This is a genomic window from Bacillus sp. PAMC28571, from assembly GCF_014250435.1.
Classification (GTDB): Bacteria; Bacillota; Bacilli; order Bacillales; family Bacillaceae; genus Bacillus; species Bacillus safensis.
Genome location: NZ_CP060191.1, coordinates 22,134 through 48,457, shown reverse-complemented (window position 1 = coordinate 48,457; position 26,324 = coordinate 22,134). Strand labels below are relative to the sequence as shown.

The 26,324-nt window shown below is 42.7% G+C and carries 25 protein-coding genes; 7 read left to right on the top strand and 18 right to left on the bottom strand.

The window, feature by feature from the left end:
* Positions 1–13: 13 nt before the first annotated feature.
* A complete protein-coding gene (locus H7F25_RS00230; protein ID WP_025092811.1) occupies positions 14–430 on the bottom strand; it encodes an Lrp/AsnC family transcriptional regulator in 417 nt (138 codons plus the stop codon).
* A 115-nt stretch (positions 431–545) separates the two neighbouring features.
* Between H7F25_RS00230 and H7F25_RS00225 the strand changes: the two genes are divergently transcribed.
* Positions 546–1,310, top strand: a complete 765-nt coding sequence (locus H7F25_RS00225) for an MBL fold metallo-hydrolase (RefSeq protein WP_034624002.1) — start codon at positions 546–548, stop codon at positions 1,308–1,310.
* A 43-nt stretch (positions 1,311–1,353) separates the two neighbouring features.
* On the opposite strand, the gene H7F25_RS00220 is transcribed toward H7F25_RS00225, so the two are convergent.
* Complete coding sequence (locus H7F25_RS00220; RefSeq protein WP_185854516.1) at positions 1,354–1,683, bottom strand: YckD family protein; 330 nt, start codon at positions 1,681–1,683, stop codon at positions 1,354–1,356.
* Between the two features lie 182 nt (positions 1,684–1,865).
* On the opposite strand from H7F25_RS00220, the gene H7F25_RS00215 reads away from it, so the two are divergent.
* Together H7F25_RS00215 and H7F25_RS00210 are read left to right on the top strand one after the other, a co-directional pair.
* On the top strand, positions 1,866–2,738 hold the full coding sequence (locus tag H7F25_RS00215) for a transporter substrate-binding domain-containing protein (RefSeq protein WP_185854077.1): 873 nt from the start codon (positions 1,866–1,868) through the stop codon (positions 2,736–2,738).
* A 12-nt stretch (positions 2,739–2,750) separates the two neighbouring features.
* Complete coding sequence (locus H7F25_RS00210) at positions 2,751–3,428, top strand: amino acid ABC transporter permease (RefSeq protein ID WP_034283291.1); 678 nt, start codon at positions 2,751–2,753, stop codon at positions 3,426–3,428.
* Between the two features lie 117 nt (positions 3,429–3,545).
* Here H7F25_RS00210 and H7F25_RS00205 read toward each other — a convergent pair whose 3' ends face one another.
* The 5 genes from H7F25_RS00205 to H7F25_RS00185 all read right to left on the bottom strand — a co-directional run bounded on the left by H7F25_RS00205 (position 3,546) and on the right by H7F25_RS00185 (position 9,756).
* The gene (locus H7F25_RS00205) at positions 3,546–4,844 is read right to left on the bottom strand and encodes an arsenic transporter (RefSeq protein ID WP_135032815.1); all 1,299 of its coding nucleotides are present in this window, start codon (positions 4,842–4,844) and stop codon (positions 3,546–3,548) included.
* A 132-nt stretch (positions 4,845–4,976) separates the two neighbouring features.
* On the bottom strand, positions 4,977–6,209 hold the full coding sequence (locus H7F25_RS00200; protein WP_024424315.1) for a PucR family transcriptional regulator: 1,233 nt from the start codon (positions 6,207–6,209) through the stop codon (positions 4,977–4,979).
* Between the two features lie 126 nt (positions 6,210–6,335).
* Complete coding sequence (gene pruA, locus H7F25_RS00195; protein ID WP_024424316.1) at positions 6,336–7,883, bottom strand: L-glutamate gamma-semialdehyde dehydrogenase; 1,548 nt, start codon at positions 7,881–7,883, stop codon at positions 6,336–6,338.
* 23 nt (positions 7,884–7,906) lie between these two features.
* Positions 7,907–8,824, bottom strand: coding sequence for a proline dehydrogenase family protein (locus H7F25_RS00190; protein WP_185854076.1), 918 nt, complete (start codon positions 8,822–8,824; stop codon positions 7,907–7,909).
* 161 nt (positions 8,825–8,985) lie between these two features.
* On the bottom strand, positions 8,986–9,756 hold the full coding sequence (locus H7F25_RS00185) for a nucleotidyltransferase domain-containing protein (RefSeq protein ID WP_185854075.1): 771 nt from the start codon (positions 9,754–9,756) through the stop codon (positions 8,986–8,988).
* Positions 9,757–9,848: 92 nt separating this feature from the next.
* Here H7F25_RS00185 and H7F25_RS00180 point away from each other — a divergent pair, with 92 nt between their 5' ends.
* Entirely contained in the window at positions 9,849–10,163 is a 315-nt protein-coding gene (locus H7F25_RS00180) for a hypothetical protein (protein WP_024424319.1), read from the top strand.
* Between the two features lie 35 nt (positions 10,164–10,198).
* Here the strand turns inward: H7F25_RS00180 and H7F25_RS00175 are convergent, their stop codons facing one another.
* Entirely contained in the window at positions 10,199–11,155 is a 957-nt protein-coding gene (locus H7F25_RS00175; protein WP_024424320.1) for an acetylxylan esterase, read from the bottom strand.
* A 211-nt stretch (positions 11,156–11,366) separates the two neighbouring features.
* Between H7F25_RS00175 and H7F25_RS00170 the strand changes: the two genes are divergently transcribed.
* Positions 11,367–12,152, top strand: a complete 786-nt coding sequence (locus H7F25_RS00170; RefSeq protein ID WP_185854074.1) for a carbon-nitrogen family hydrolase — start codon at positions 11,367–11,369, stop codon at positions 12,150–12,152.
* A gap of 243 nt (positions 12,153–12,395) precedes the next feature.
* On the opposite strand, the gene H7F25_RS00165 is transcribed toward H7F25_RS00170, so the two are convergent.
* Positions 12,396–13,301: a LysR family transcriptional regulator gene (locus H7F25_RS00165; protein ID WP_185854515.1), complete on the bottom strand. Its 906-nt coding sequence runs from the start codon at positions 13,299–13,301 to the stop codon at positions 12,396–12,398.
* A 116-nt stretch (positions 13,302–13,417) separates the two neighbouring features.
* Between H7F25_RS00165 and H7F25_RS00160 the strand changes: the two genes are divergently transcribed.
* The gene (locus H7F25_RS00160; RefSeq protein WP_185854073.1) at positions 13,418–14,191 is read left to right on the top strand and encodes a class I SAM-dependent methyltransferase; all 774 of its coding nucleotides are present in this window, start codon (positions 13,418–13,420) and stop codon (positions 14,189–14,191) included.
* Positions 14,192–14,402: 211 nt separating this feature from the next.
* Here H7F25_RS00160 and H7F25_RS00155 read toward each other — a convergent pair whose 3' ends face one another.
* The 5 genes from H7F25_RS00155 to H7F25_RS00135 all read right to left on the bottom strand — a co-directional run bounded on the left by H7F25_RS00155 (position 14,403) and on the right by H7F25_RS00135 (position 19,694).
* A complete protein-coding gene (locus H7F25_RS00155; protein ID WP_025092801.1) occupies positions 14,403–15,779 on the bottom strand; it encodes an MFS transporter in 1,377 nt (458 codons plus the stop codon).
* Positions 15,780–15,900: 121 nt separating this feature from the next.
* A complete protein-coding gene (locus tag H7F25_RS00150; protein ID WP_024427258.1) occupies positions 15,901–16,908 on the bottom strand; it encodes a LacI family DNA-binding transcriptional regulator in 1,008 nt (335 codons plus the stop codon).
* A 77-nt stretch (positions 16,909–16,985) separates the two neighbouring features.
* Positions 16,986–17,933, bottom strand: coding sequence for a dihydrodipicolinate synthase family protein (locus H7F25_RS00145; protein WP_024424325.1), 948 nt, complete (start codon positions 17,931–17,933; stop codon positions 16,986–16,988).
* Between the two features lie 344 nt (positions 17,934–18,277).
* The gene (locus tag H7F25_RS00140; protein ID WP_185854072.1) at positions 18,278–18,835 is read right to left on the bottom strand and encodes a shikimate kinase; all 558 of its coding nucleotides are present in this window, start codon (positions 18,833–18,835) and stop codon (positions 18,278–18,280) included.
* A gap of 85 nt (positions 18,836–18,920) precedes the next feature.
* Positions 18,921–19,694, bottom strand: a complete 774-nt coding sequence (locus H7F25_RS00135) for an IclR family transcriptional regulator (protein ID WP_034623990.1) — start codon at positions 19,692–19,694, stop codon at positions 18,921–18,923.
* Positions 19,695–19,842: 148 nt separating this feature from the next.
* Here H7F25_RS00135 and H7F25_RS00130 point away from each other — a divergent pair, with 148 nt between their 5' ends.
* Entirely contained in the window at positions 19,843–21,201 is a 1,359-nt protein-coding gene (locus H7F25_RS00130; protein ID WP_185854071.1) for a hypothetical protein, read from the top strand.
* Positions 21,202–21,445: 244 nt separating this feature from the next.
* Here H7F25_RS00130 and H7F25_RS00125 read toward each other — a convergent pair whose 3' ends face one another.
* The 4 genes from H7F25_RS00125 to H7F25_RS00110 all read right to left on the bottom strand — a co-directional run bounded on the left by H7F25_RS00125 (position 21,446) and on the right by H7F25_RS00110 (position 26,297).
* Complete coding sequence (locus tag H7F25_RS00125; RefSeq protein WP_039176349.1) at positions 21,446–22,759, bottom strand: MFS transporter; 1,314 nt, start codon at positions 22,757–22,759, stop codon at positions 21,446–21,448.
* Between the two features lie 45 nt (positions 22,760–22,804).
* Positions 22,805–24,007, bottom strand: coding sequence for a CaiB/BaiF CoA transferase family protein (locus tag H7F25_RS00120; RefSeq protein ID WP_185854070.1), 1,203 nt, complete (start codon positions 24,005–24,007; stop codon positions 22,805–22,807).
* Between the two features lie 125 nt (positions 24,008–24,132).
* On the bottom strand, positions 24,133–24,513 hold the full coding sequence (locus H7F25_RS00115; RefSeq protein ID WP_024424330.1) for a cupin domain-containing protein: 381 nt from the start codon (positions 24,511–24,513) through the stop codon (positions 24,133–24,135).
* Between the two features lie 23 nt (positions 24,514–24,536).
* Positions 24,537–26,297 (bottom strand): thiamine pyrophosphate-binding protein, encoded by a 1,761-nt coding sequence (locus H7F25_RS00110; RefSeq protein ID WP_185854069.1) that lies wholly within the window; start codon positions 26,295–26,297, stop codon positions 24,537–24,539.
* Positions 26,298–26,324: the final 27 nt, after the last annotated feature.

Here is a 26,324-nt window from a genome sequence, read left to right as displayed (position 1 = left end):
TGCGTCTCTTCTATTACTGATGAATGAGACGTTTAACCGCAATAGACAGTTTGTAATTGGCGTAATTCGTCAGCTCCGTTAAAAACTGATCAAGTTCATCATGACTGGAGAAATGTCCTTCAGCCATATAACAGCCTTCACCACTTATTTTGAACAAATTCTTGATTTCTTCCTTTTTATAAAGAAACGACAGAAGTGGTTCATGATGATGACTACGGGTATATAGCTGCAAAAAGGTTTGAATCGTCTTTTGTGTCTGCCAATCAATTGAAATGGTATATGCTTCAATCACGCCTTCTTCTTCTAGCTTTAACACCCGATTTGCAACAGCTTGGCCGGTTAAATGAACTTTTTCACCTAGAGCTTTCATCGTTAATCGGCTGTTCTTTGATAGTTCTTTTAAAATATTCATATCTGTTTGGTCTAGCATTGGCTCACCTCTTTCAAAAATCAAGCCCTTCTGCCAAAAGACTTTCATGATCCTCTGTCACGTAGAACTCTTTTAATATACTGTAAACTTAATCAGAAAAAAAGGAGGCCTTTTTATGAAAATAACACTCATTCGCAATGCGACTTTATACCTTCACTATGGTCATTCAACTTTTTTAATCGATCCCTTTTTAGCAGCAAAAGGAACATATCCACCGTTCCCTCATACAGCCAATCAACATTTGAACAATCCTATTGTGGAGCTTCCTGTAAATATAGATTTAGACAGTCTGTTACACCCAGATGCTGTCTTACTCTCTCATTTACATGTGGACCACTTTGACGACGAGGCCAAAAGGAAATTAGCTCAGGATCAACCAATTTATACTCAATCGGAGAAGGATCGAAAAGAAGTTGAAGAAGCTGGATTTCAGCATGTCACATGCATTGAAGATGAAATGGACATTTGCGGTGTTCATATTAAACGTACAGGCGGACAGCATGGGACGGGAGAAACGGCGAAGCGGATGGGGCAGGTGAGCGGTTTTGTTTTCTCTCACCCTGATGAACCTACCCTTTATATTGCAGGTGATACCATTTGGTGTGATGAACCGAAAGAGGTTGTGAATACAAGCAAGCCAGACGTCATTGTGGTCAATAGCGGGGCTGCTCAATTTTTAGAAGGCGATCCCATTACAATGACCAAGGAAGAGATTCTAGACATTCACCGTTCTCAGCCAAAAGCTCAAATTGTCGTCTGTCATCTTGAAGCAGTGAATCATTGCCTGTTAACAAGAGCTGCTTTAGAAGCTTACGTTCAAGAGCATCATGCAGATCAAGCCATTTTTGTCCCTCAAGATGGGGAAAGTCTCACCTTCTGATCGACAATAAAAAACCGGCACTTCGCTGCCGGTTTCATCATTATCATGGGCGATGGTGCTGTGGTTTTTTCAGCAATGGAACAAATCCGTTCTTTTTCAAATGAGTGTAATGCTCATCCATTCGTTTCGTGATGTGTGTGCCTTGTTCCTTTGTTAACACGCCGTACTGTACATATTTCTCAATGACTTCTTTTCGCTTAGAAAGAATTTGCTGCTCAAGGATTTCAATTTGTTTTTGTTGTTCTGCTGTTAATTTCACTTGATGTGTCACCGGGCGCTTTTCCATTTGAGGTGTTTCTCCATGAGCCGTTTCTATATGAAAACCAAATAACAGCATCATCGACAAGATGATCAAACTACTTATTTTTTGCATCATTGTTGTTCCCTCCTTTATTCGCCTTTATTTTGCGCTCGCTTTCCTTTTTTATACATTATTTCTAACACGCAAATTGCTTAAAATATTCTTACTTTTTCACTTTTCTTCTGAAAACGTTGTCCTTACAGAAAAAGCGTGCTATGTTTTGTTTTGTATAAAAAATAGAGGAGGATTCTTAAATGAGTCGTTTTTATCATAAAAAACCTATATGGATCATGCTTGTTGTATCTGCTTTCATGCTTATCATGTCTGCTTGCAGTCAATCAGGCTCATCTCAATCTGAAGACACAAAGTGGGATCAGATTAAAAAGAAAGGGAAAATCGTGGTTGCAACTTCAGGCACCCTTTATCCAACTTCTTATCATGATACTTCTAATGGCAAGGATCAATTAACTGGCTATGAAGTAGAAGTCGTCAAAGAAGCGTTTAAACGTCTTGAAGTGAAAGTAGAATTTAAAGAAATGGGCTATGATGGGATGCTGAGCGCCATTAATTCTGGTCAAGTGGATGCCGCTGCAAATGATATCGACATCACAGATGACAGAAAAGACAAGTTTGCCTTTTCAACCCCTTATAAATATTCCTACGGAACGGCTATCGTACGGAAAGATGATTTATCTGGCATTAAAACTTTAAAAGATTTAAAAGGAAAGAAAGCAGCAGGGGCTGCCACAACGATTTATATGGATGTTGCTCGTAAGTACGGTGCAAAGGAAGTCATTTATGATAATGCGACAAACGAGCAATACCTAAAGGATGTTGCAAACGGCCGTACAGATGTCATTCTAAATGATTATTACTTGCAGACACTGGCTCTTGCTGCATTTCCTAAACTAAATATTACGATTCACCCTGACTTGAAGTACATGCCGAATGAACAAGGTTTTGTTATGAAGAAGGACAACAAAGAGCTTCAAAAAGAATTAAATCGTGTATTAGGCGACATGAAAAAAGACGGAACAATGAAAAAGATTTCTGAGAAATTCTTTAATCATGCAGACGTCTCTAAGAAAATTGATGCTGATGTCGAAGATGTCGACATTTCCAAATAAGGAGCCGCAATCGTGGGAGATATTCATTTAGAATATATATTTAATCCTGCACTGGCAAAGGCGTCATTTCCGTTTGTTATGAAAGGCATCTGGCTGACGCTGCTCATTTCCTTTGTGAGCATGTTTTTTGGTACCATTCTTGGCTTTTTTATCGCTCTTGCCAGGATGGCGAATTCATGGATTCTTCGGCTGCCTGCACGACTGTATATCTCATTCATGCGAGGCGTGCCCATTCTGGTGATTTTGTTTATTCTCTATTTTGGATTCCCCTATATCGGCATTGAGTTCACAGCGGTCACTGCCGCCATTATTGGGTTCAGCTTTAATAGTGCTGCCTATATTGCAGAAATTAACCGGGCGGCCCTCTCCTCTGTTCCAAGTGGACAGGTGGAAGCTGCTAAATCATTAGGTCTCAGCTATTGGCAAACGATGCGTGGTGTCATTTTGCCTCAATCCGTCCGCATCGCCCTGCCTCCATTGACCAATGTCATGCTCGATTTAATCAAAGCTTCCTCACTGGCAGCAATGATTACTGTACCAGAGCTCTTCCAGCAAGCAAAAATTGTAGGCGGACGAGAATTCGATTATATGACCATGTATATTTTGGTCGCACTCATTTACTGGGGCATTTGTAGTGTCGTCTCATTGCTTCAGGACTTTTTAGAAAAACGCTATGCGAAATATCTGTAGCAAAAAAAGAGCAGATCTCATGGATCTGCTCTTTTTCAGCGTGTTAGAAAACCTTTGCAGCCCTAAGCACCGAAGCGCAGACCTGCGGGCGAATGCGAGGATTTGTCTACACGATAATTAATGAATAAGCCATAACCATACATATAACCCGAGTAATGTGAGAATCAAGGTTGGGATGGTCAGGATGATTCCGGCTTTCATGTACGCCCCCCAAGAGATATGGACGCCTTTTTTCTTTAAGACATGAAGCCACAGCAATGTCGCCAATGAGCCGATTGGGGTCATTTTCGGTCCAAGGTTGGAGCCGATGACATTGGCATAAATCAGTCCGTCTCTCATGACACCTGCTGTATCTGTATGTCCAATGGCAATCGCATCAATTAAAACGGTCGGCAGATTGTTCATCACAGAGGACAGCACTGCGGCAAGCACGCCCATAAACATCGTTCCTGCAAGCAAGCCATGTGAAGCCCCTTGCTGGATCCATGCCGCCAATATTTCTGTAAGACCGACATTTTTCAGTCCATATACGACGACATACATACCGATCGAGAAAAACACAATGGACCACGGCGCTTCTTTGACCACTCGCTTTGTCGCTACTTGTGGACTTCTTCTCGCCAGCCATAAGAAAGCAAGGGCAATCCCGCCTACGATGATGGACACTGGAATACCGATCAGCTCCCCCGCAAAATAACCCACAAGCAGACAGCCGAGCACATACCAAGACAAACGGAACATACGGATATCTCGAATAGCTGACGCCGGTTCCTTTGCTTGTGACAGATCGTAGGTTTTTGGGATAAGCTTTCGGTAAAATACATACAGAACCAGCATGCTCGCTCCAAGCGACACAAGGTTTGGCACGAACATATTCGCTGTATATTCTAGAAAACCAATATGAAAATAGTCGGCTGATACGATATTGACCAGGTTACTAATGACAAATGGCAAGGAGGTTGTGTCTGCAATAAAACCGCTTGCCATCACAAAAGGCAGCACCATGCGCTCATCCAGCTTCAACGCTCTCACCACAGATAAAACGATTGGGGTCAAGATCAGTGCCGCTCCATCGTTGGCAAAAAAAGCAGCCACAACAGCGCCGAGCAATGTTAAGTAAATAAACATGCGGACACCGTTGCCTCTTGCGGCTTTTGCCATATGCAGTGCAGCCCATTCAAAAAAACCGATCTCATCTAAAATTAACGAAATGATAATAATGCCAATAAAGGCAAAGGTAGCGTTCCATACAATTTGCGTGACTTCCCACACATCGCCTAGATGAACGACACCAAAGGCAAGTGCAAGAATGGCGCCTCCACACGCTGACCATCCTATGGTGACACGTCCTGGCTGCCAAATGACAAGGACGAGGGTCATGATGAAAATCAAAATGGCTAAGGTGACTGATCCCAAAGGTGGCCCCCCTTTCACTTTTCTCATAAAATCTTTATCTATCATACAACGAAATGCATCAGTTGTATGCCATTTTCGCATGTCACATGAAAACCCGCAGGTGATCCTGTGCACCTGCGGATTCCATCATGATTATTGATCTTTTTTCATCAGCATCAATTCAATAAATAACTCACATCTCTGGCTAAAATGACTTAAGTCGATCGAAGTCATGTCAAAAATTTGTTTCATTCGATAGTTTAATGTATTTTGATGAATAAACAACTGCTCCGCTGCTGGCTTTAGCTTGCAGTTATTCAATAAGTAGACTTCCAGCGTTTTTAAAAACGAGGTTTGACTCTCGCGGTCTTTTTCCTTCAAGCGTAACAAATCTGGATTGAAGTCGTTTTTCTTTTTTTGATGGCTGTAAATAGAGTCTAAAAACCGGAAGACCCCTAAATTCTCATAATCATATGGAATCAGTTCTTGCCCTCCGACAATTTTTACTGCCTTGACGACCTCTATCGCTTCAAATCGACTTGTACTCATTTTCATGACATCACGATACTCTCTTCCCATCCCAATATACAAAGGGGAAGGATGGGCATTCGTTTTTGATTGCAGATGTGCGATGACATCAGCGGCAGTCGCTTTCGGTGAGTGCCGGTCTGACAGGCTGCCTAATATAACGACAATATCTGCTTGAACCGAATAGACGTGATTCACTTTATCCTCTAGCTGCAAATACGTTCGAATGACATCCTTCACATCTTCTGCCGTCTCACTTTTGTTATCGGCAGCGTGCACGACCATAACAGTAAATACGGCTGGCAGTGGAATGCTTAAGTTCTCAGCCTCCCATTTCAGCTCTTCTTCAGTATAAAAATGATCATCCATGACCTTTTTGAAAAACTCTTCAATCTTGCCTTCCTTTTTCTCAAGCTGTTTCTTATTCTTATAAATCACTTTTCCAACCTGAAAGGAAGCTTCGTGTAAAAATTGCAGCTCCTCCTGAGAGAGGGAGTCCTCAATGTCCTGCACCCAAATAAAGCCTACTACCTCTTGTTTATGCTTGGCGCTCACAGCCACCCGCCGATTAAATCCGAGCTCGTCATGGCCGCTCACATAAAAAGGCTTTGACTCCTTGTGAAGCCGCTCAATTACCCCTGTTTTCTTTAACCAATCGACCACAGACCCCGGACATTCCTTGGAGAAAATCGTTTGCTGATTGACTGGGTCAAACTGCTGAATGCTGTAAGAATTATAAGCAAGGAGCTGACACTCTGTGCTTTCTAAAATGACTGGTTTTTTTAAATAGCCGCTAATAAATGCAATTAATTTATCGACATCAAAAAATGTATGAAGCTTTTCTAATATCTCTTCCATCCCGATTGCTCCCTGATTAAGTGATACATTTATCATACTTCTTTCCAGTCAGATTTGTATAGAAACAAGTCGCAAGCAGGCAAAAAAAGCATGAACCCGTCAGTGCAGGTTCATGCTTTTTCCATATTAAAACATTTCACTAATCGTTTTTGCCTGCATGTGCAGAGCCAAGTAATCTGGACCGCCTGCTTTTGAATCCGTTCCTGACATTTTGAAGCCGCCGAATGGGTGGTAACCAACGATGGCACCTGTGCAGTTACGGTTAAAGTAAAGGTTCCCTACATGGAACTCCTGCTTCGCACGGTTGATGTGATCACGATTATTCGTAATGACAGCACCTGTTAAACCGTATTCTGTGTTGTTGGCTACCTCAAGTGCCTCATCAAAGCTAGAGACTTTTGAGAAAGCCAAGACTGGTCCAAAGATTTCTTCTTGCATTAAACGGGACGTTGGCTCAAGATCTGCAAAAATGGTCGGGTGGATAAAGTATCCTTCCGAATCATCACTCGTTCCGCCAGTGACTAAGCGGCCTTCCTGTTTGCCAACCTCGATATAATCCGTGATCTTGTCAAAGGACGCTTGATCAATGACAGGTCCCATGTAAACATCCGCAGAAAGTGGATTGGCTGTTGTTTTCGTTTCTGTGATTTCCTTCACTCGCTCAACCACTTGGTCATACAGCTTCTCATGGACGACAGCCCGAGATCCAGCTGAACATTTTTGACCTGAAAATCCGAAGGCTGATGTGAAAATGGCATTAGCCGCTAATTCAACATCTGCATCCTCATCGACAACCACTGTATCCTTACCGCCCATTTCAGCAATGACACGTTTTAAATGCTGCTGGCCTGGCTGCACTTTTGCCGCGCGTTCAAAGATACGTGTCCCTACTTCTCTTGATCCAGTGAATGTAATCAGACTTGTTTTCGGATGATCTACTAAGTAATCCCCAACCTCTGCTCCGCTTCCTGGTACAAAGTTGACAACACCCTTTGGAAGACCGGCTTGCTCAAGCTCCTCCACAAAACGGGCTGCAATGACAGGTGTCGCACTCGCTGGTTTTAAAACAACTGTATTCCCAGTGACGATTGGCGCTACTGTTGTTCCTGCCATGATCGCAAACAAGAAGTTCCACGGCGGAATCACGAGCGTCACGCCAGTTGGTGTGTACACATATTGATTGCGTTCCCCTTCACGGCTGTTCACTGGTTTTCCTTTCGCCAGCTCCAGCATTTGACGGGCGTAATACTCTAGAAAGTCAATCGCTTCTGCTGTATCTGCATCTGCTTCATTCCACGGCTTACCTGCTTCTTTGACAAGAAGGGCTGAATACTCATGCTTTTTACGGCGAATGCTTGCCGCAGCTCTGAATAATACGCCAGCTCTTTCTTCTGGAGACGTGTAGCGCCATGTTTCGAATGCTTTCGCTGCTGCTTGAACCGCCTGTTCTGCCTCTTCCTTGCCGGCCTTCGATACGGTTCCAACCACTTCATCCTTTTTCGCTGGATTGATCGAAACAATCTTGTCTTTCGTTTCAATTCTTTCTCCATTAATCACGAGCGGATAGGTTTGACCAAGTGATTCTGTTACTTTTGCTAATGCTTGTTCAAAAGCTTTGCGGTTTTCTTCCTGGCTAAAATCCGTGAATGGTTCATGCTTGTAAGGTGTTGTCATTTTTGTCACGCTCCCGTTTCAAATTATTTTTTCGTCATCCCTTTTAGAGCAAAGGCAATGTTTGCCGGCCGTTCTGCAAGACGTCTCATGTAGTAGCCATACCACTCTCGTCCATACGGAGTATAGACCCTCATTTGATAGCCTTCTTTCACAAGTGCCTGCTGCGTTTCTGATCTCATGCCGTACAGCATTTGAAATTCGAACTGACTTGTCTGTATATTGTGTTTTTTCACAATATTTTTCGTGAACTCAATCATTCGATCGTCATGTGTCGCAATGGCTGTATAGTTTCCTGAGAGCAATTGCTTTTCGATCAGCTTTTGATAATTCAGATCAACGTCTTTTTTGTTTGGATACGCCACTTCGGCGGATTCCTTATAGGCACCCTTTACAAGTCTTAAAAATGGCTGCAGCTCATTTAAATCATCAAGATCCTTTTCTGTTCTGTACAAATACGCCTGCAAGACCGTACTGACATACTCATATTGAGATTTCATCTCTTTAAAAATGTCCAGCGTTTTTTGACAGCGCTGTTCATCCTCCATATCGATTGTCACCATGATACGGTGTTTCTCTGCCGTATCTAAAATACGTTTCATATTGTGATACACAAGGTCATCGTCAATATCCAGGCCAAGTGATGTCATTTTGAGTGACACGTGGGAATTGAGTCCCGCCTCAGCAATCCGCTGAATGGTTTGAATACACTCAGTCGTCCGCTCATTGGCAATCTCTGCCTTTGTGACAAACTCACCAAGGTGATCAACTGTCACGGCCATTCCTTGTTCATTTAATCGTTTGATGACAGGGATGGCACTCTCAAAGTCCTTCCCTCCGATGATTTTCTTAGATGCAACAGCACTTCCCCAATTACGAGCAATATGGTTCAAGAGACTGCTCTTTGACAAAAACAAGAAGAAATTTCTTGTGACCGACTCCATAAAGGGCACCTCCCACTCTTTGTAAGCTATGTCTTTATTGTAAAGCTCATAAGCTGTCCGCTACAATATTTGAAGATGACAAAAATTCTGACTTTTTTTGTGGTTTTATCACAATAAGAGATAAAAAAGAGCCTTCCGTGATCCGGCTGGCTCTTTCCTGCTTACGCCCACACCTCATCAAGGGTAGACTGCAGCAGCTCATTTAATTCTTGCAACAGGTTGTCTTTCGGCTGATTGTAGCTTTTCACCAATTCATCAAATCGCGCGAGCTCTTTGTCGATAAATGGATGGACATAAGCGAGGCGGTTCTCTACATCCATTTCTTCTCCGTCCATTTTACGTTTGAGCAGCTCATGGATTTCCGCTAAAAGCGGACCTTCCTCCACTAGTTCTTCAAGCAGTTCATGAAAGTCCATCGGCGGAACCGTCCTGTATCGTTCAATCCACTGACAGGCAAGCAGCGGACGAAGTACATAGAAATACTTCTTGATTCGCACCTGCTCTCCTCGTAAATGCCGGCTTTCATTCCGCTTCGCCATATTGAGGTAATGATACATCAATGCTGCAGGATAAAACGCTCGATCCTTTAATTCTCTTAGCTGCTTTGCCAAAGAGAAGGATTCAGCATAGATGATGTTAGACGACAGCCATTCCATGATGGACGGATTCGATTTATTGAATAAGCGAAGTGCCTTTCTAAGCTCCCAGCCGCTGATATCAAGCACATCATCAATCGGCCGTTCAATGACATCACGATGTTCTTCCATTGCCCAATACCATTCTTTTCGAGGAACATATAAAAAACGAACATCGTAATCACTATCAGTCGAGGGGAATCCCCATGCTCTGCTGCCTGATTCGACCGCGAGGCAAATTTTCACGTCATACGTTTCTTCGATGATTTTCAGCTCTTCCTTGATTCTCTCTCTCATCATCCATCAACTCTTTCTATAGAAATCTGCATGACTTCTTCACGTTTTGGTAAAATACGAATAAGACATATATGAAAAAGGAGTTGGATCTCATGTCTATATCTCGCATCATGAAATGGATCACCGGAATTTTTGAAGCCTGTCTTGCCATCCCTGTCATCGGAGGACTATTTATTATTAGCAATGGCTATTCACCGCTCATGGTCATGCTTATTCTGCATATTATCACACTCGTCTTATCGAAGCGAGACCAAGGACCAATGATTGGCAGCATCATTGGGATTATCACATCCTGCCTCGCCTGGATTCCGATACTTGGATTCATCCTTCATATCATCACAGCTCTTGCCCTTATTATCACCGCGTTAGTACCTGATGAAAAAACGAGACAAAATACGAGTTATTAAAAAAGAGGCCCTCCTAGAGCGGCCTCTTTTTTCTTTTATTTGAGCAAATGCTTTTGTAAGAAGGAAAGCTTCTCTGTTTGAAAAGCCGGGATAAACTCGTGTCCAAAATAGCGATATACCTTCAGGTCTTTATCTGTTTCTAAATGGTTGTATGCCGCAAACACAGTAGATGGCGGGGTAATTTTGTCAATCAGACCGATCGCCATCAAAGTTGGCTGTTTGACCCATCCAGCTAAATTGATTAAGTCAAAATAGCTTAATGTCTCAAATGCCTTTTCTTCCACTTCCGGGTCACTGTTTCTTCGAAAGTACGAATTGATTTCTAAATAAGGCTGCTCCAATGCCACATCCACTGCACGCTCAAAGTTTGATAAATAAGGGTAATCTGCCACGACGACCTTCGGAATATCTGAAAGGGCTGCAGCTGCTACCGCTAATGCGCCTCCCTGGCTTCCACCAATTACGCCGATCCGGTGTTTATCCACTTCAGGGAAGGACTGAATGACTTCGAGTGCACGAACCGCATCTAAATAAACACCGCGATAATAGTAGGTCTCTTTTGATAAAATGCCTTTTGTCATCCACCCCAAAGCGTGACCGCCTGGTGTCACTGTCTGATCTTCACTGCCGCCTTGACCGCGGACGAGCATACCAAAAATTGCATAGCCGTGGAGCGCCCAGTTGACGATGTCGTGAATGCCGCCGTCATAGCTGGCATTATAGCCATGATAACGAACGAGCGCTGGATGCGGGCCAGATTGATCAGGTACAGCATAAAAGCCTTCAATTTTAGAATGTCCAAAGCTTTGATACGTCAGGCGGTACACCTTAACGCCTTTCACTGGATAGTCATACGGTTCAAGTGCTGGCTTTGCCTCCACTTGGCGCAGTTCTTCGAGCGATTTCTTCCAAAAGTCTGAGAAATCAGGACGTGCAGTTTTCTTTGGTTTATATTTTTTTAGATCTTCTAGTGATAAATCGAACAATTGCATATCATACTATTCCCCTTTGTTTTATTAGTTATAGGTATCATACCACTCATTTCTTGATTGAGAAAGTCATTTAACAAAACCTTCTGACATTTCTATTGGCAAAGATGATGGAAACCATTATGATAAAGAAACTGGCCTTGAAGACTAGAATAAACCATTACATACATTCATGATTTTCACATGACATATAGCGAATAAAGGAGGAACCCATATGAAAATCGCCCTTGTCCAAATGGACGTACAAATTGGAGAACCTGAAGTGAATTTTAAAAAAGCAGAAGCGTTTTTAGAAGAAGCAGTTCGCGAGCAGCCTGATCTGATCATTTTACCCGAAATGTGGAATACCGGCTACGCCCTTGAACAAGCCGAGCAGCTTGCAGATATAAACGGTGAACGCACAAAGCAGCTCTTCTCCTCCTTTGCCCGCAAGCACCAAGTGTATCTCATCGCAGGCAGTGTGTTAAATAAGCGGACAGAGAATGAAAACATCACCAACACAATGTATGTTTTTAACCGCCAAGGTGAGCTTTTGTTAGATTATGATAAAATTCATTTATTCCGCTTAATGGATGAGCACAACTATTTAACCGCTGGTGATCAGCTTGGTTTATTTGACTATGGTGAAGATGTGACGATTGGTGCGATGATCTGCTATGACCTCCGCTTCCCGCAGCTTTCCAGAACACTTGTGAACAAAGGAGCGAAGGTGCTTGTCAATACGGCGCAATGGCCGTCAGCAAGAGTGGACCATTGGCGCAGCCTGCTCATCGCAAGAGCGATTGAAAACCAGTCATTTATGATTGCTGTTAACAGAACAGGCACAAGCAGAGACACGGAATTCCCTGGACACTCTATGGTGATTGATCCACTCGGCCGCATCCTGCTTGAAACAAAAGATGACGAAGATATTTATTATGCGGAAATTGATCTTCAGCTGGTGGATGAAGTCAGACAGCAAATTCCGGTTATGACGGATCAGCGTCTGGACTTATATTAAAAAGCAGGGTGCCCCCCTGCTTTCAGCGTGTAGACAAACCCTCGCATTCGGTGTCAGGTCTGCGCTCCGGTGCTCACGAATGTCAAATTCGCTCCGCTCCTGTACTCGCCCTTCCTAGACTGCAAAGGTTTTCTATCACGCTGAAAAGAAGACAAAGGGCTAAAATCAAGATCATTTTAGCCCTTTGTCAACAATCTTAAAGCAGGGTGCTCCCCTGCTTTTTGCGTTTAATTAAACGTTTGTTTAAGCTTTCCCTTGATTCTGATAAAGGTCCATGAAGGCTTGAGCGGCTTTCGTTAAATACCTTTCTTCAACATATGCAAATACAAGTGTTCGGGTTGGGCATGAATCAATGTTTAAATAAATAACTTGGTTCCTATCCTCTTGTGCCACCATTTTCGGCACAACGGTCACACCTAGTTCGTTTTTGACCAATGCCTGTGCTGTTTGAATATGGCTTGTTTCAAAAGCCACTTTTGGCTGAAAACCGTGATGACGGCACAGTTCCATGACCACATGCCGAAAACCGTATCCCTCTTTCAGCATAATAAATGGGATACCTTCAAGAAGTTGAAAGGGAACCATTTCTTTTTGTCCTGCTTGCTTGATGATCTCGTTCAATTCCTCTGATAACCAAGGCTGAGCAGCTTGTGGAACTGCAAGAAGGAGCGGCTCTGTCAGCATTTGTTTCGTTTTCAATGATTCATGCTCGACAGGCATAGATAAAATAGCCAAATCCAGTTTTCCAGCCAATAGACGTTTTTCAAGCTCACGAGGAGACTCTTCTATCAGTTGAACGTGAACATGAGGATACGTTTGACAAAAGGTTTTTAATAAACCGGGCAAGACATATCCCCCAGTCACTGCTGGCGCTCCAATGTTCAGCTCTCTCCCGATTTCATAAGCTGCTTCTCCCATTTCACGCAGCAAATCATCTCTTTCCTTCAAAATATTCTCAGCCCTTTTAATGAATCGTCTCCCTTGAGGTGTGGGCGTTACTTGTCCATACTTTCGAATAAATAGCGGTGTGTCTAATTCCTCTTCCAGCTTCTTCATTTGCTGGCTTAAAGAAGGCTGTGCAATATGAAGTTGATCCGCTGCTTTTGTAAAACTTTGCTGCCGGTACACTTCAATGACATATTCCATCATTCGTATATCCACTTTCATCACCTCATAGGTTTTAACTATCCATGTCATATCTTTTATGTCTTAGACAAATAACAGAAGGAATTCTACGATAAAGAGACCACAAAGGGGGAAAAGAAATGAATCCATATGCTAAAGCCGAGAACCAATTTTCACAAAATGCCGAGAACTATCGAGATTCACCTATATTTGCAGCCGGAGAAGAGCTGGAATGGATGAAAACAACAGCAAATGCGAAGGGACATGAGCATTTACTTGATATTGGCTGCGCGGCAGGACATACCGTTTTTTCCTTTTCAGACGTTATCTCTAAAGGGGTAGGCATTGATGTCACGCAAAAAATGATCGAGATTGCAGCAGCACTAGCGGAAGAACGCCACCTGAACCACATTACTTTTGAGCAGGCAGCCGCAGAAGCATTGCCCTTCTCTGATGAATCATTTGATTTAGTGACGTGCCGATTTGCTGCTCACCACTTTCCAAACCTTCCGGCAGCCATGTCTGAAATCAGCCGAGTCTTAAAAAAAGGCGGCCAATTTCTGCTCGTCGACCATTATGCACCTGAAAACCCTGCACAGGATTCATATATTAATCACTTAAATAGAATGAGAGACCCTTCTCATGTGCGGGAAAGCTCATTATCAGAATGGAAAGAGCTTTTCGATGACAACCAATTGACTCAGAAAGAGATTCGTTACTGGGATCTGCATATTGATTATCAGGACTGGATTATACGTGGACGCACGCCAGAGAATATTCAAAAGGAGATCGTTTCCCACCTTCAAGCCGCAGACCCTGACACAAAGCAGCTGTTTCAGCTTCAATTCGATGCGCAGCATCAGCCCATTTCCTTCTGTTTAAAAGCTGCACTGCTTCAGGGAATCAAGCATTAAACTGATAGAAAAAGTCTACCATCGCCGGTAGACTTTTTTAATCTTCACTGTTTCACAGGTGGCTTTTCATGTTCGTGACACGTCTCTCTTCACGACTAGATTATGTTTCTATTATATGATAAATGAACGAAGATAGGTGAGGCATTTTAGATCCTCTGAATAAAAAAAGAACCTACCCTCTTTGGAATAAGTTCTTTACTGCATGCGTAACTTACGGTGCAATATCCTCTAATACTTTCTCGCGCGTTTCGATCATTTTAAAAGCAAGAATTGCTCCCACTACCGTCACACTTGCAAAAAGAATAAAAATAGTTGAAACACCGCTTACCTCTAAAATAAAACCTATCATAATAGGAGCGATCGCTGAGGCCAGTCTAAGCCACGCTGTAGCAAATGCCGTTCCAATCACCCTCATACGTGTCGGATAAATTTCAGGTGTATATAGATAGAGGAGAACTGTAATTGTCCCCATCATTCCGTAAGCAGCAGATCCTAAATAGATGACGCTTTCTGGTGAAGTCGCTCCGCTGATCCATAAAGCCGTTAATAAAACACCTGTTAATACAAATGCAATGGTTGCCCAGCGCTTCCGTCCCACTTTATCAATTAAAAATGCACAAGCGAATACCCCTATGGTCTGTAAAATATTTGTGAGAGATGCTGCCCTTAATGAATCTCCAACTGGCAAATGGTAAACAGTATTATAAAGACTCGGTAACCAGTTATTTAAACCATTCGATACAAAGTAGGCAGAAAACCATAGTCCCCATACGACCAATGTTCTTTTACGGTAAAAAGTTGAAAATAGCTCTTTCCAGTCGCCTTTTTCAGTACTGCTGGATACTTGATTTGCGACAGGCATTCGTTTGTCAGTACTAGCTTCAATTTCTTCAATAATTCTTTCGGCTTCATCTAACCTGCCTTTCGAAATAAGCCACCTTGGCGATTCACGCAGCATGAAAAAGAATCCAAAGACGATTAGACCTCCAATGCCTCCAATCAAGAACATCCATTTCCACCCAAAGCTAGGTACAACAAATGCCCCAATTTGAGCTGAGATCATTAATCCTAATGGAAAAATCATCTCATAAAGCATAAAAAATCTGCCTCTTCCTTGGGCTCGGGACAACTCATTAATATATGAGGCTGCTACCGGCACCTCTCCTCCAACTCCAATCCCTTGTATAAAGCGGAAAATAAAAAGGGCCATAAAATTACCTGAAAATACACATGCGATACTCATAATAGACATGAGGAACACCGTCCACTTTGCACTAAATACACGGCCGCGCCTTTCTGCTAACCACCCAAAGAAAATAGCACCAATCGCTTGTCCTATATAACCAGACCCAATAAGAAGGCCAATTTGAGCAGGTGATAAATTCCACATGCCGATGAGGACCGGGAGAACAAACGCTAAAGATAGCGCATCAAAAGCATCAAAAAAAGTAGCAGATCCCATAATGATTCGAGGTTTTAAATGCCATCTCGAAAAAGGTACACTTTCCATCCTAGTCAATAGTTGTGAAGCTCTATCAACAACTTGCCCACCTTGAGAATTTGAATTTCCGCTGAGTTCTAACGTCATGGTATCTCCTCCTTATTAGAGGAAATGATGCAAAAGTACATGCCGAAGAGCGCTTAAGAAATCGCTTACATTTTAAATCAAGCTGAAATTCTGCAGCGTTCATACGAGTTTTCAGCATCTATCAAATCTTTTTTGGCGTTCCCGTGGTACCCCGATCTATATAATACATAGGGAAGATATGTTCCATCGCCTCTAACTGTTCTCCTTCTAATAACTGTGTTAGTAAAGAAACAGCTTTTCTTCCCATTCCAACTAAATCAACATGAACAGAAGATAAAGAAGGGGTTAGGAAACTTGCAATGGGCACATCATCGGCACCAACGACAGACAAATCATGAGGTATTGAAACATTTGCGTTTTCTGCCGCTTTCATGACCCCTATCGCCAAAAAATCTGAAGAGCAAACAACTCCAGTCATGTGCTGGTTTCCTTGGAGAAATTGAGAAACCACTTCTACTACTTTTCCCCCATCAAATTCATCTAACTCAAACACAAGCTCTTTGTTCAATGTTAATCCTAAACGTTTCAGTGTGCGCTCATACCCCTTGTAATACCTCACACTATGCATCGAACTCATTGGACCATTGACCAGCCCAATGGTTCGATGGCCTTTATCAAATAAGGCCGTTACAGATTGACAAACACCTTCTTCATCATCCGGCCTGACACATGGAAATGGTGAATCCTCTAAGTAACTTCCGACAACGATAATGGGAATAGCCAAACTTTTTAGCCAATCCATGCTCAATTCTTCATTTCTTGGAGAAAATAAAATGGCACCATCTACAGCCTGCGTCTCAAGTAACCGCTGCTGCTGCACAGATGTAAATGACATCAGCATATTGAATTCGGTCTCATCTAATTCCTTCGCTATGCCATCTAAAATCGTTGAAAAAAATGGATTATTCAAAATATATGAACCGCGGGGAACCACTACAGCGATATTCCCAGTCTTTCTTTTCACGAGCCCTCTCGCTCCTAAATTAGGGCGGTAGCCTAACTCATCAATCACTTGCTTGATTCTTTCAGCCGTTTGAGCGCCTACTCCTGGTTTACCACTTAATACTCGGGAAACAGAGGCTATAGACACTCCTGCTTTCAATGCTACATCTTTAATACTTACTGACACATTTCATACCTCCGGGAGTCTGTTGTTTTATACCCTATTATAACCTGACTCACCTTCATCATGAAATCAATGGTCTGTTATCTACTGACGTTTTCCTTAAGCAAACCAACACTTTGAAGGCCCTGGCGAATCTCTTCTTTTTCCTTTTGAGTTAAAGGTAATACCGGCTTTCTAGCAAGCGAACTGCTGATCAAACCTCTCTGGAACATCGCTTCCTTCATTCGCAGATGAGAGGTAGAGGAAGGTTCATCCATTTTATATACAGCATGCTTTAATTCAAAGATTCTATCGTACACTTTATTAGCTGCTGCAAGGTCTTGTTCTTCCACACATTTCACAAGTTCAGCGATCAAATCTGGCACAAAACAGCCGAAACCGACAAGCGCCCCATCAATCCCTTGAACTAATGTTGGCAATAAATATTCATCGTGACATGTGAGCAGCGATACATCTGGTGCATGCTTTTTCAGTGCGCGCACATCGACTTCATATTGTGCCATGTCTCTTTGACCAATTTTGAATGAGACAACATTTTCAATTTCCGACATTTCTAGTAATTGATTCGTTGTATATGAGGTTTTTGTCCACGTTGGATATTGATGGACGATGATTGAAATGTCAATCGCTTCAGCAACATCTTTAAAGAATTGGACAGGTGATTCAGGCTGCATACCGAATCTCAGCCATGAATGCGGCGGCATGAGAAGGATACCTTCTCCGCCAGCTTCTTGAACTGCTTTTGCATGCTGGATCGCTTCAATTGTCCCTTCAGCTGAAACCCCGGAAATGACAGGTACTTCCCCTTTTAATTCGTCGGCTGCAATACGCACAGCCTCAGCTCGTTCATGTGGCAGCAAAGTCATAATCTCGCCAGTATGTCCATTGACAACAATCCCGTTAATTCCTTCGTGCTCCGCCACCCAGCGAACAAGCTTACGAAAAGCAGGTTCATCAATTGAATAGTCATCTTTAAAAGGAATTAAGACCGCCGGGAATACACCGCTCCATTTTTCTTTATTTTTCATCAACAAATTCCTCCCCATTCGATTATAGTAAACGTTTACCGTAAGCGTTTACGTAAACAATCATAGAATGTCCTCACGGAAGATGTCAACATTATTTTTTAAAGATTATCATAATTCAAAAAACTCTTATTAAAATTTAGATACTATTTTATTTTTCCGAAAAAGAAAATGATCTATATCAAAAGCCTCATCACCATGAACTGATTGAAGTAGAATCACCGCTTTTTCCAAACGGCTGCACACCAAAAAAAGGATAAATACATTTTGGTTGTCAAAGCATCATCATATGTACGAAGGAAAAGAATTCAATAGAAAAAAAGTCTACCCTCAACGGTAGACTTTTTTTATTTCGAATATAAATCCCAGCCAAGCTTGAGTGTGTCCACAATATAATTGGCGACTTCCTCAGCCTCTAAATGATCTGTTTCCACTCTTGAGTTATGAAGAGAATAAATCTCCCGGCGCTCTTCAAACAGCTCTTTCATCTCATCAAGCGTCCGGTTGTGAAGAACAGGGCGGCTTTCGATTAAAATATCAAGCCGCTGCTTCCAATTCTCCCACGATAGATCAAGGAAAAGAACGGTACAATGCTTCAAGCAGGCGCGTTTGATTTCTTCCTGTTTGAATGCACCGCCTCCAAGGGAAACGATCTTGAGCTGTGTATGTTCACATAAATCGACGATATAATCCTTTTCAGCCTGCCTGAAGAATGCTTCTCCTTTTTGCTGAAACATCTCTGGAATCGTCATGTTGTACTTTTTCTCAATCTCCTGATCGACATCAATAAAATCTCTATATAGCTTTTTGGCAACCAGCTGCCCAATGGTTGTTTTCCCAACACCCATAAAGCCAATGAGGACAATATTCCGCTGTCTTACAGGAATTTCTCTATTGATTTTCATGGTCGTGACACGTCCTCCCTACGACAAGGAATGCTACATAATGTTTCTATTATATGATAAATGGAGCGCGAAAAGATAGGCAATCTTAAAAATTGTGTTTGACGACGTAGCCGAGCTGTTCAGAAAGCCGCTGTGCCTGTTCTTTCACTTTTTGCTGCAACTGAGGAATGACTTCTTCAGTAAACCGATGGGTTGGACCAGATATGGATAAACAGGCTTTCACTTCACCATGAATGTTAAAGATTGGTGCCGCTACTGCCGCAGATCCTACCTCGCGTTCATCGATGCTGCAAGAAGTATATGTGTCAAGAATATGTTTACGTTCCTTTTGCCAGTCACCCTTCATCACATGATCAGCCTCAGACGCTAATACTTTTTGTTGAAATTCTTCACTTTGAAATGCCAATAATACCTTTCCGCCTGCACCTGCGTACAATGGCAGCTTTTCACCAATCTTGACAAGATGCCGAATCGATTGCAGCCCTTCCGCTTGTTCAATACAAACCCTGCTTGTTGAATCCAGTACATACAGGTTGACGGTTTCCTTTGTTTCATCACGAAGTGAGTACATGAGTGGCTTAGCCAGTTCCCTCAATTTAATGGACTTCCCTGCAATGTATCCGAGGAGATAAAGCCTTTGACCCAATCGGTATTTCATTGTTTCTTGATTCTTCTCCACAAAATGATTCAATTCAAGTGCCTTGAGCAGTCTCGTTGTCGTAGACATTGCTAAATTCATCTCTTTTGAAATATCCGTTAGCGTCAGCTCTTGACGTTCTTCACTAAAACAATACAGAATATCCAAAGCACGCTGAACTGTACGCAGTCCTGATTCTTCTTTTGACTTTTTATCAGCCATATTCACTTTCTCCTTTTCCCCTTTGATTTCTTATCGACATCAACGATCGATTTTGCTATAATCCATTTTAAACGTTCCATTAAAAGAAAACAAATTCCACCAGACGGAATAAAATCAATTGAAGATATTTGATGGAGGAGATATTTGAATGTACCTGCTCGTTTTTACACTGCTTATCAGTCTATATATAGTTCATCAACTATTTCCTGCTCCCATACTCTCCTATTTTGTTGGTCTGCTGGCCGCTGCTTCGCTCACCATTTCTTTTAAGAAAGCAAGCGGGCTTTATTTGAAAACAGGTGCTGTATTTCTCATCATTGGGTTGTTCTTATTCTTCTTATCCGGCCAGCCATTGCACACGTTTTTTCTTCACTTTCATTCCATGCTGGGCTTGCTTTCTCTCTTTTTCATGCTGCCTTTTATTCATTCTCTCATACATGTTGGACATTTCGATACACAATTAAATAAACTGCTCACACTGCATACAACGAGCTCAAATCAGCTTTATCGCAAGAGTTCATTTGTCACTCATATACTCGGCATGTTTTTAAATATCGCGACGATTCCCTTACTCTATACATCGCTCAAACCGTCGCTTGAATCCCTAAAAGAACAAGTGAAACAACATCTTTATACACGCAACCTCTTAAGGTCATATGCATTATGTTTAAGCTGGAGTCCTGTTGAAGTGCTGGTAAGCGTCACCATTGATGCAACCAAACTAAAATATTATCAAATTGCACCTATTACTTTTGGTTTAATGGTCGTTGTGCTGGCGATAGATTGGATGCTTTTTTCTCGTCAAAGCAAACGATTACCAAACATCATTCAGTCTTCAGAAACAAACGCCAATCCTCATCGAATTAAGCGAAAAACCCTTCAGCTCGCTTTCATGCTGCTAGGTTTTATGACAGTCGTCTCACTTGTCGATGCATGGATTGGGAAAGGCTATTTATTCGCTGTAGTACTGACGATTATTCCATTTGCTCTATTATTCTCTTCTGTTATCAAAAAAAGAAAACAGTATATCGCTGTCTCTGTGCCTCATTGGAAAGAAAGAACCCGTCAGCTCTCCAACTATATGTGTCTATTTTTAAGTGCAGGCTTCTTTGTCGATATGCTCCTTGCGACAAACAGTATGCAGCCGATTCAAGCATTTATTGTCAGTATATCAGACCATGCCATTTGGGTTTATTGTGTCATTGGGTTGTATTTTCTGATCACCGCCCTTTGCGGCTTTCACCCGCTCGTCTCACTTGCTTTGTTAGTCAGCATGATGGCACCAGTCATCCATGAACTGCCTGCTCTTCCCATTGCCATCATGCTGATCGTTGCTGGCACATCAACTGTTATGTTTAGTCCTTTTAATGTTTCTGTCTCCCTATTAGCTGATTTGATGAAGGTCAATCCTTACCGTATCACTCGCTGGAATATAGGGTTTGCCAGCCTTTATATCAGCATGGGTATCGCGTGTGCAGCGATCATCACCGTTATCTTTTATACATAAAAAAGAGAACTCACCTTTGAGTTCTCTTTTCAGATTGTTGACAAAGGGCTAAAATGATGTTGATTTTAGCCCTTTGTCTTCTTTTCAGCGTGATAGAAAACCTTTGAAGTCTAGGAAGGACGAGCACGGGCGCGGAGCGAATTTAACATTCGTGAGCACCAGCGCACAGGACTGCGGGCGAATGCAAGGATTTGTCTACACGCTGAAAAGAGAACTCACCCTTGAGTTCTCTTTTGCTTTCTCTCTATGGTTTTAATTGAATACGCTCAATTTTACCTACGATAAAGATGTACGACAATGCCCCGCCTAAAGCAACTAAACTGACGAATAAAATTCCTCCATTGTAAGAGCCTGTCGCCGACACGATGAATCCGATAATCAGCGGAGTGATGATCCCAGCTAAATTAGCAAAAAAGTTAAATACGCCGCCAGCCAGCCCCACCATTTCCCGCGGTGCCACCTCAGACAGCATCGTCCAAGAGATATTAGACAGTCCTTGCGCAAATGAAGCGATGGATAAAATGGTCAGCACAAGCGGGATATTTGTTGTAAAGTTTGCTAAAACAATGGTACTCGTCATCAGCAAGCCAACCACTACTGGCAGCTTTCTCGCTACATTCACTGATACGCCCTTTTTAAGCAGCCAATCAGACACATAACCTCCAAACAAGACCCCAAAGAATGCAGCAATATAAGGAAGAGAAGCAGCAAAACCTACCTTGAGAAACGCCATATTTTTCGCCTCTGCCAAATAGGTCGGAAACCATGTTAAAAAGAAAAAAAGGGTAGACGCAACAGAGAATTGGCCAATATAAAGCCCGATCAATTTACGATATTTTAGAAGGGCGGCAAAGTCTGCCCATTTCAGTTTCTCCTGTGATGCGACTGTCAGCCCTTCGCCTTGCCGGATTAATTCTAACTCATCTTCATTTATCTTCGGATGCTCTTTCGGTTCGTGATAATACTTGTACCAAAAGAAAGCAAATATGATACCGAGCGCACCTGCCGTAATGAAGACGGTTCTCCAATCGAAAGTCGTCATGATCCAAAATAGAAGGGGTGTCGCAAATGCAAGACCCACATACTCTCCAGCAGTATAAACACCTGTTGCAAAAGCCCGTTCCCGCCTTGGAAACCATGTGGTGACAATACGGTTATTTGCAGGAAAAGCGGGAGATTCTGTAATCCCAATAAACAAACGGCAGCCGAATAAAAAGGCAAAGCTGTTCGCAAACGCCTGTAAGCCTGTGAAAATAGACCAAGTAACAAGTGATATCCCATACGTTACCTTTGAGCCAAATTTATCGAGAATAAAACCGCCTGGTATTTGCATCGCTGTATATGTCCAGCTAAATGCCGAAAAAATCAGGCCTAATAAGGCAGGATTTAATTGCAATGAAGATTGAATTGCAGGAGCAACAATGGACACACTGGCTCGATCAATATAATTAATAGCGGTAATAAAAAACAACAGAATCAATATACCAAAACGGGCTTTCGTTGGTTTCACATATGCGGGCTGCAATTCATTCCCCTTCAGTTCTGAATGCACTTTCATAACCATCCTCCTTTGTTTCCGCAGCGTGCGGTTCGGTTGAGCGTATTAAATTACCCCTTTTTCTTCTAACTGCTTACACTCTTCTTCTGTTAAGCCAAGCATATTTGTTAAAATTTCATAATTATGTTCGCCTAAATCAGGTGCAATGTGACGGATACTTCCAGGTGTTTTTTCAAACTTTGGAATGATCCCAGGCACCTTCACTTTTCCAAGACGAGGGTGATGCACCTCGACGATATTCTCTCGTGCTTTAAATTGCGGATGCTCAAAAATATCCCGAATACTTAAGATTGGGCTCACAGGAACACCATGTGTATCTAAAATTTCTAATATGTCATCCCTTGTTTTCGACGCGATCCATTCAGAGACGATCGCATCCATTTCTTTGTTATGCTTCAGCCTGGATGCATTGACCGCGAATTTTTCATTCTCTAGTAAATCTAATCGATTCATCGCCTCTGCCAATCGATTGAAGGTCGAATCTGTACTCGTCACAAGAACCAAATAATGACCATCCTTTGTCTCATAGGTGCCGGCAGGGCTTGAATGTCCGCTTAGCCCCGGTGAACGCTCACGCACCTTCCCAAGCTTGTCATATTCTGCAACCAAAAACTCTAACATACGAAACACAGATTCATAGAGGGCCAAATCCACCATTTGCCCAGTTCCTTCTGGATGTGTATCCCTGTAATACATCGCTGTCACAGTAGCAAACGCCACATAGATGCCAGCAATATAATCAGTGAGAGAAAAGGAAGGGCTGACTGGATGCCGGTCTGGAAACCCTTGAATATATGTAAAGCCGCTAAACGCCGTCGCTGGTGTTCCAAATCCGGCCTTATCCTTAAACGGACCCGTTTGTCCATAACCCGATACACGAATCATGATTAGACGAGGGTTGATTTCTTTTAACACATCGTACCCAACGCCCCATTTTTCGAGTGTTCCAGGGCGGAAATTTTCAATCAGCACATCGACCTGACCCGCAAGCTTTTTAAAAATGTCTTTTGCTTCGTCTTTGTGCAGATCCAGTGTAAGGGATTTCTTATTCCGTGAGAGACCTGACCATCTAAGTGGTTCCCCATCTGCAAAAGGACCGACATGCCGCAGCGTATCGCCTTTGCCAGGAATCTCAACTTTGATGACCTCTGCTCCAAAATCCCCTAGAAGCACCGCGCCATAGGGTGCAGCAATCATCGTAGAGACGTCTAATATTTTTATTCCTTCGAGCGGTGTATTCATATTCATTGCTTGACTCCCTTTCATTCAAGTGATGAAGGGCTAAAATCATTCCTAATTTTAGCCCTTTTCATCTTTCTGATTGACCCGGAAAGCCCGGATGATTCAAAAAGAGGGCTTACCGGTGCAGGTTTTTAATCCTTTGGAAGCTGCCCTTGCGGTGTGTAGAGCCAAATGAGCCATAAAGGTTCATCTCCTGTATTGACATGCTGGTGCGGGACACCGTCAGGAATGAACATGAAATCATTTTGTTTAAAGGACTGCCTTTCTCCATCACAAATGACTTCGCCAGATCCTTTAATCACAAAATCAAATTCCTCTGAACCCGGGTGATTGTGCACTGAACTTGCTTCCCCTGGTTCAAAAATGGTGAGACCCGCCATCATATGTTCTGAACCAACTGTATCCGGTGTAATGGTTTGAAATACCTTTCGAACCATTTGCTCCTCTGGACGATCTAAGCCTAACCATAATGGGTTCCCATCTTGAAACGGATTCAATACTTTAATTTTCATTGTTAATTCCTCCCTCGTTTTGATTAATTCACGCTGACATGTGAGCGCTTTGAATTTGGTGAATAAATGTCATTAATATTCCAATGTCCATCCGTAGGAACAGGATCATTTTTCATTGCTACATCAATAACGCAAGGCTTCTGAGAAGCAATGGCATCAGCTAAAGCTTCTTTGAATTCAGAAGCAGAGGTGATTTTAATCCCCTTCATTCCATAACCTCTCGCAATGGCAGCAAAATCCGGTGAATAGCTTTCTCCATCTTTTCTAAAAACAGTGCCGTACGTCGTTTCATAGTGCGCCATTTGCAAGCCGGCTATTGTGCCAAACGCACTGTTATTCATCACAATCCACACAACAGGAATGTTCTCTTCAACGGCTGTTGCGAGAACGGATGGATTTTGACCGAAGCCGCCGTCTCCAACGAGTGACACAACAACACGGTCAGGCTGGGCAATCTTTGCCCCAAGTGCGGCAGGGGCTCCAAATCCCATCGTTGCAAAGCCGCCTGGCGTTAAAATGGTTCCTGGCGTCAAGACTGGAAATTGCTGTCCGACCCCATTTTTATTCCAGCCAACATCCGTTGTAATAAAGGCATCTGGCGGCAATACTTCCCGCACTTCCTGCAAAATACGCTGCGGCTTCATTGGGAAGGATTCATCTTGAACATTCGTCAGATTGCTAGCCTGAAAATCCTTACGATATGCCGCAATTTCCTTTTTCAATTCAGGACGATTCAGTCCTTTTGGCAGCCTTTCTTTCGCCACTCGATTGAGTACAGTCAAGGCTTGCTTAAGATCGGCTACCGCTCCAATTTCAACAGGGTAGTTCCGGCCAATTTCATTCGGATCTATGTCGATATGAATGAGCTTGGTTGATTGGAAATTGAACGTATACTCCGATTCCCACGAGCTCGCATCAGCTTCAGCAAAACGAGTGCCTAAAGCCAATATATAATCCGCCTCTTTGCACTGATCATTGATAAATTTCGTCCCCCAAAACCCTGTCATTCCAAGGGTCATTGGGTGATCATCCGGCATGGCTCCTTTCCCCATCAAAGAATGGGCGACAGGGATACTTAGATGGTCAGAAAATGCCTTTAGTTCTTCAGCGGCATCAGCTAATAAAATGCCTCCCCCAACATATAAGAGCGGTCTTTCTGCCTGCAGCAATCGATCTAATATTCGATTGGCCGTTTGATCATCAATAGAAGGTTTTTCAATGGTGTGTGTATGATGGTTGATTTGTTCAAACAGGGACACATCTAAATCTTTTGAGAACACATCCATTGGAACAGAAATAAGCACCGGGCCAGGACGGCCGCTTTCAGCTAACTGAAATGCTTTTGATAAAATCTCTGGAAATAATTCTGGAATATCGACTCGCCATGCTCTTTTCACAAACGGCCGGTAAATTTCGTATTGAGAGGCATCGGAATGAAGATTGATTTCTTGGTGTGGGTGCTTTCCGTAATAATGACTTGGGACATCTCCTGCAATGACAACCATTGGAATGGAATCAAGTGCTGCATTCGCTACTCCTGTTGCCGCATTGGTGAGTCCAGGTCCTAGATGACTGAGAACAACAGCCGTCTGTTTCTTCGCCCGCGCATAACCATCTGCTGCATGTGCCGCTATCTGTTCATGCCTGACATTTACAAATTGAATCGAGCTTTTTTCAAGCGCTGATAAAAAAGCAATATTCGTATGACCGCAGAGACCGAAAATATGCTCGACTCCCCGATTTTCTAAGTACTGAATAACCTGTGTAGAAATATTCTTCTTCATGTTTCTCTCCTCTCACGGTGCAGCTAT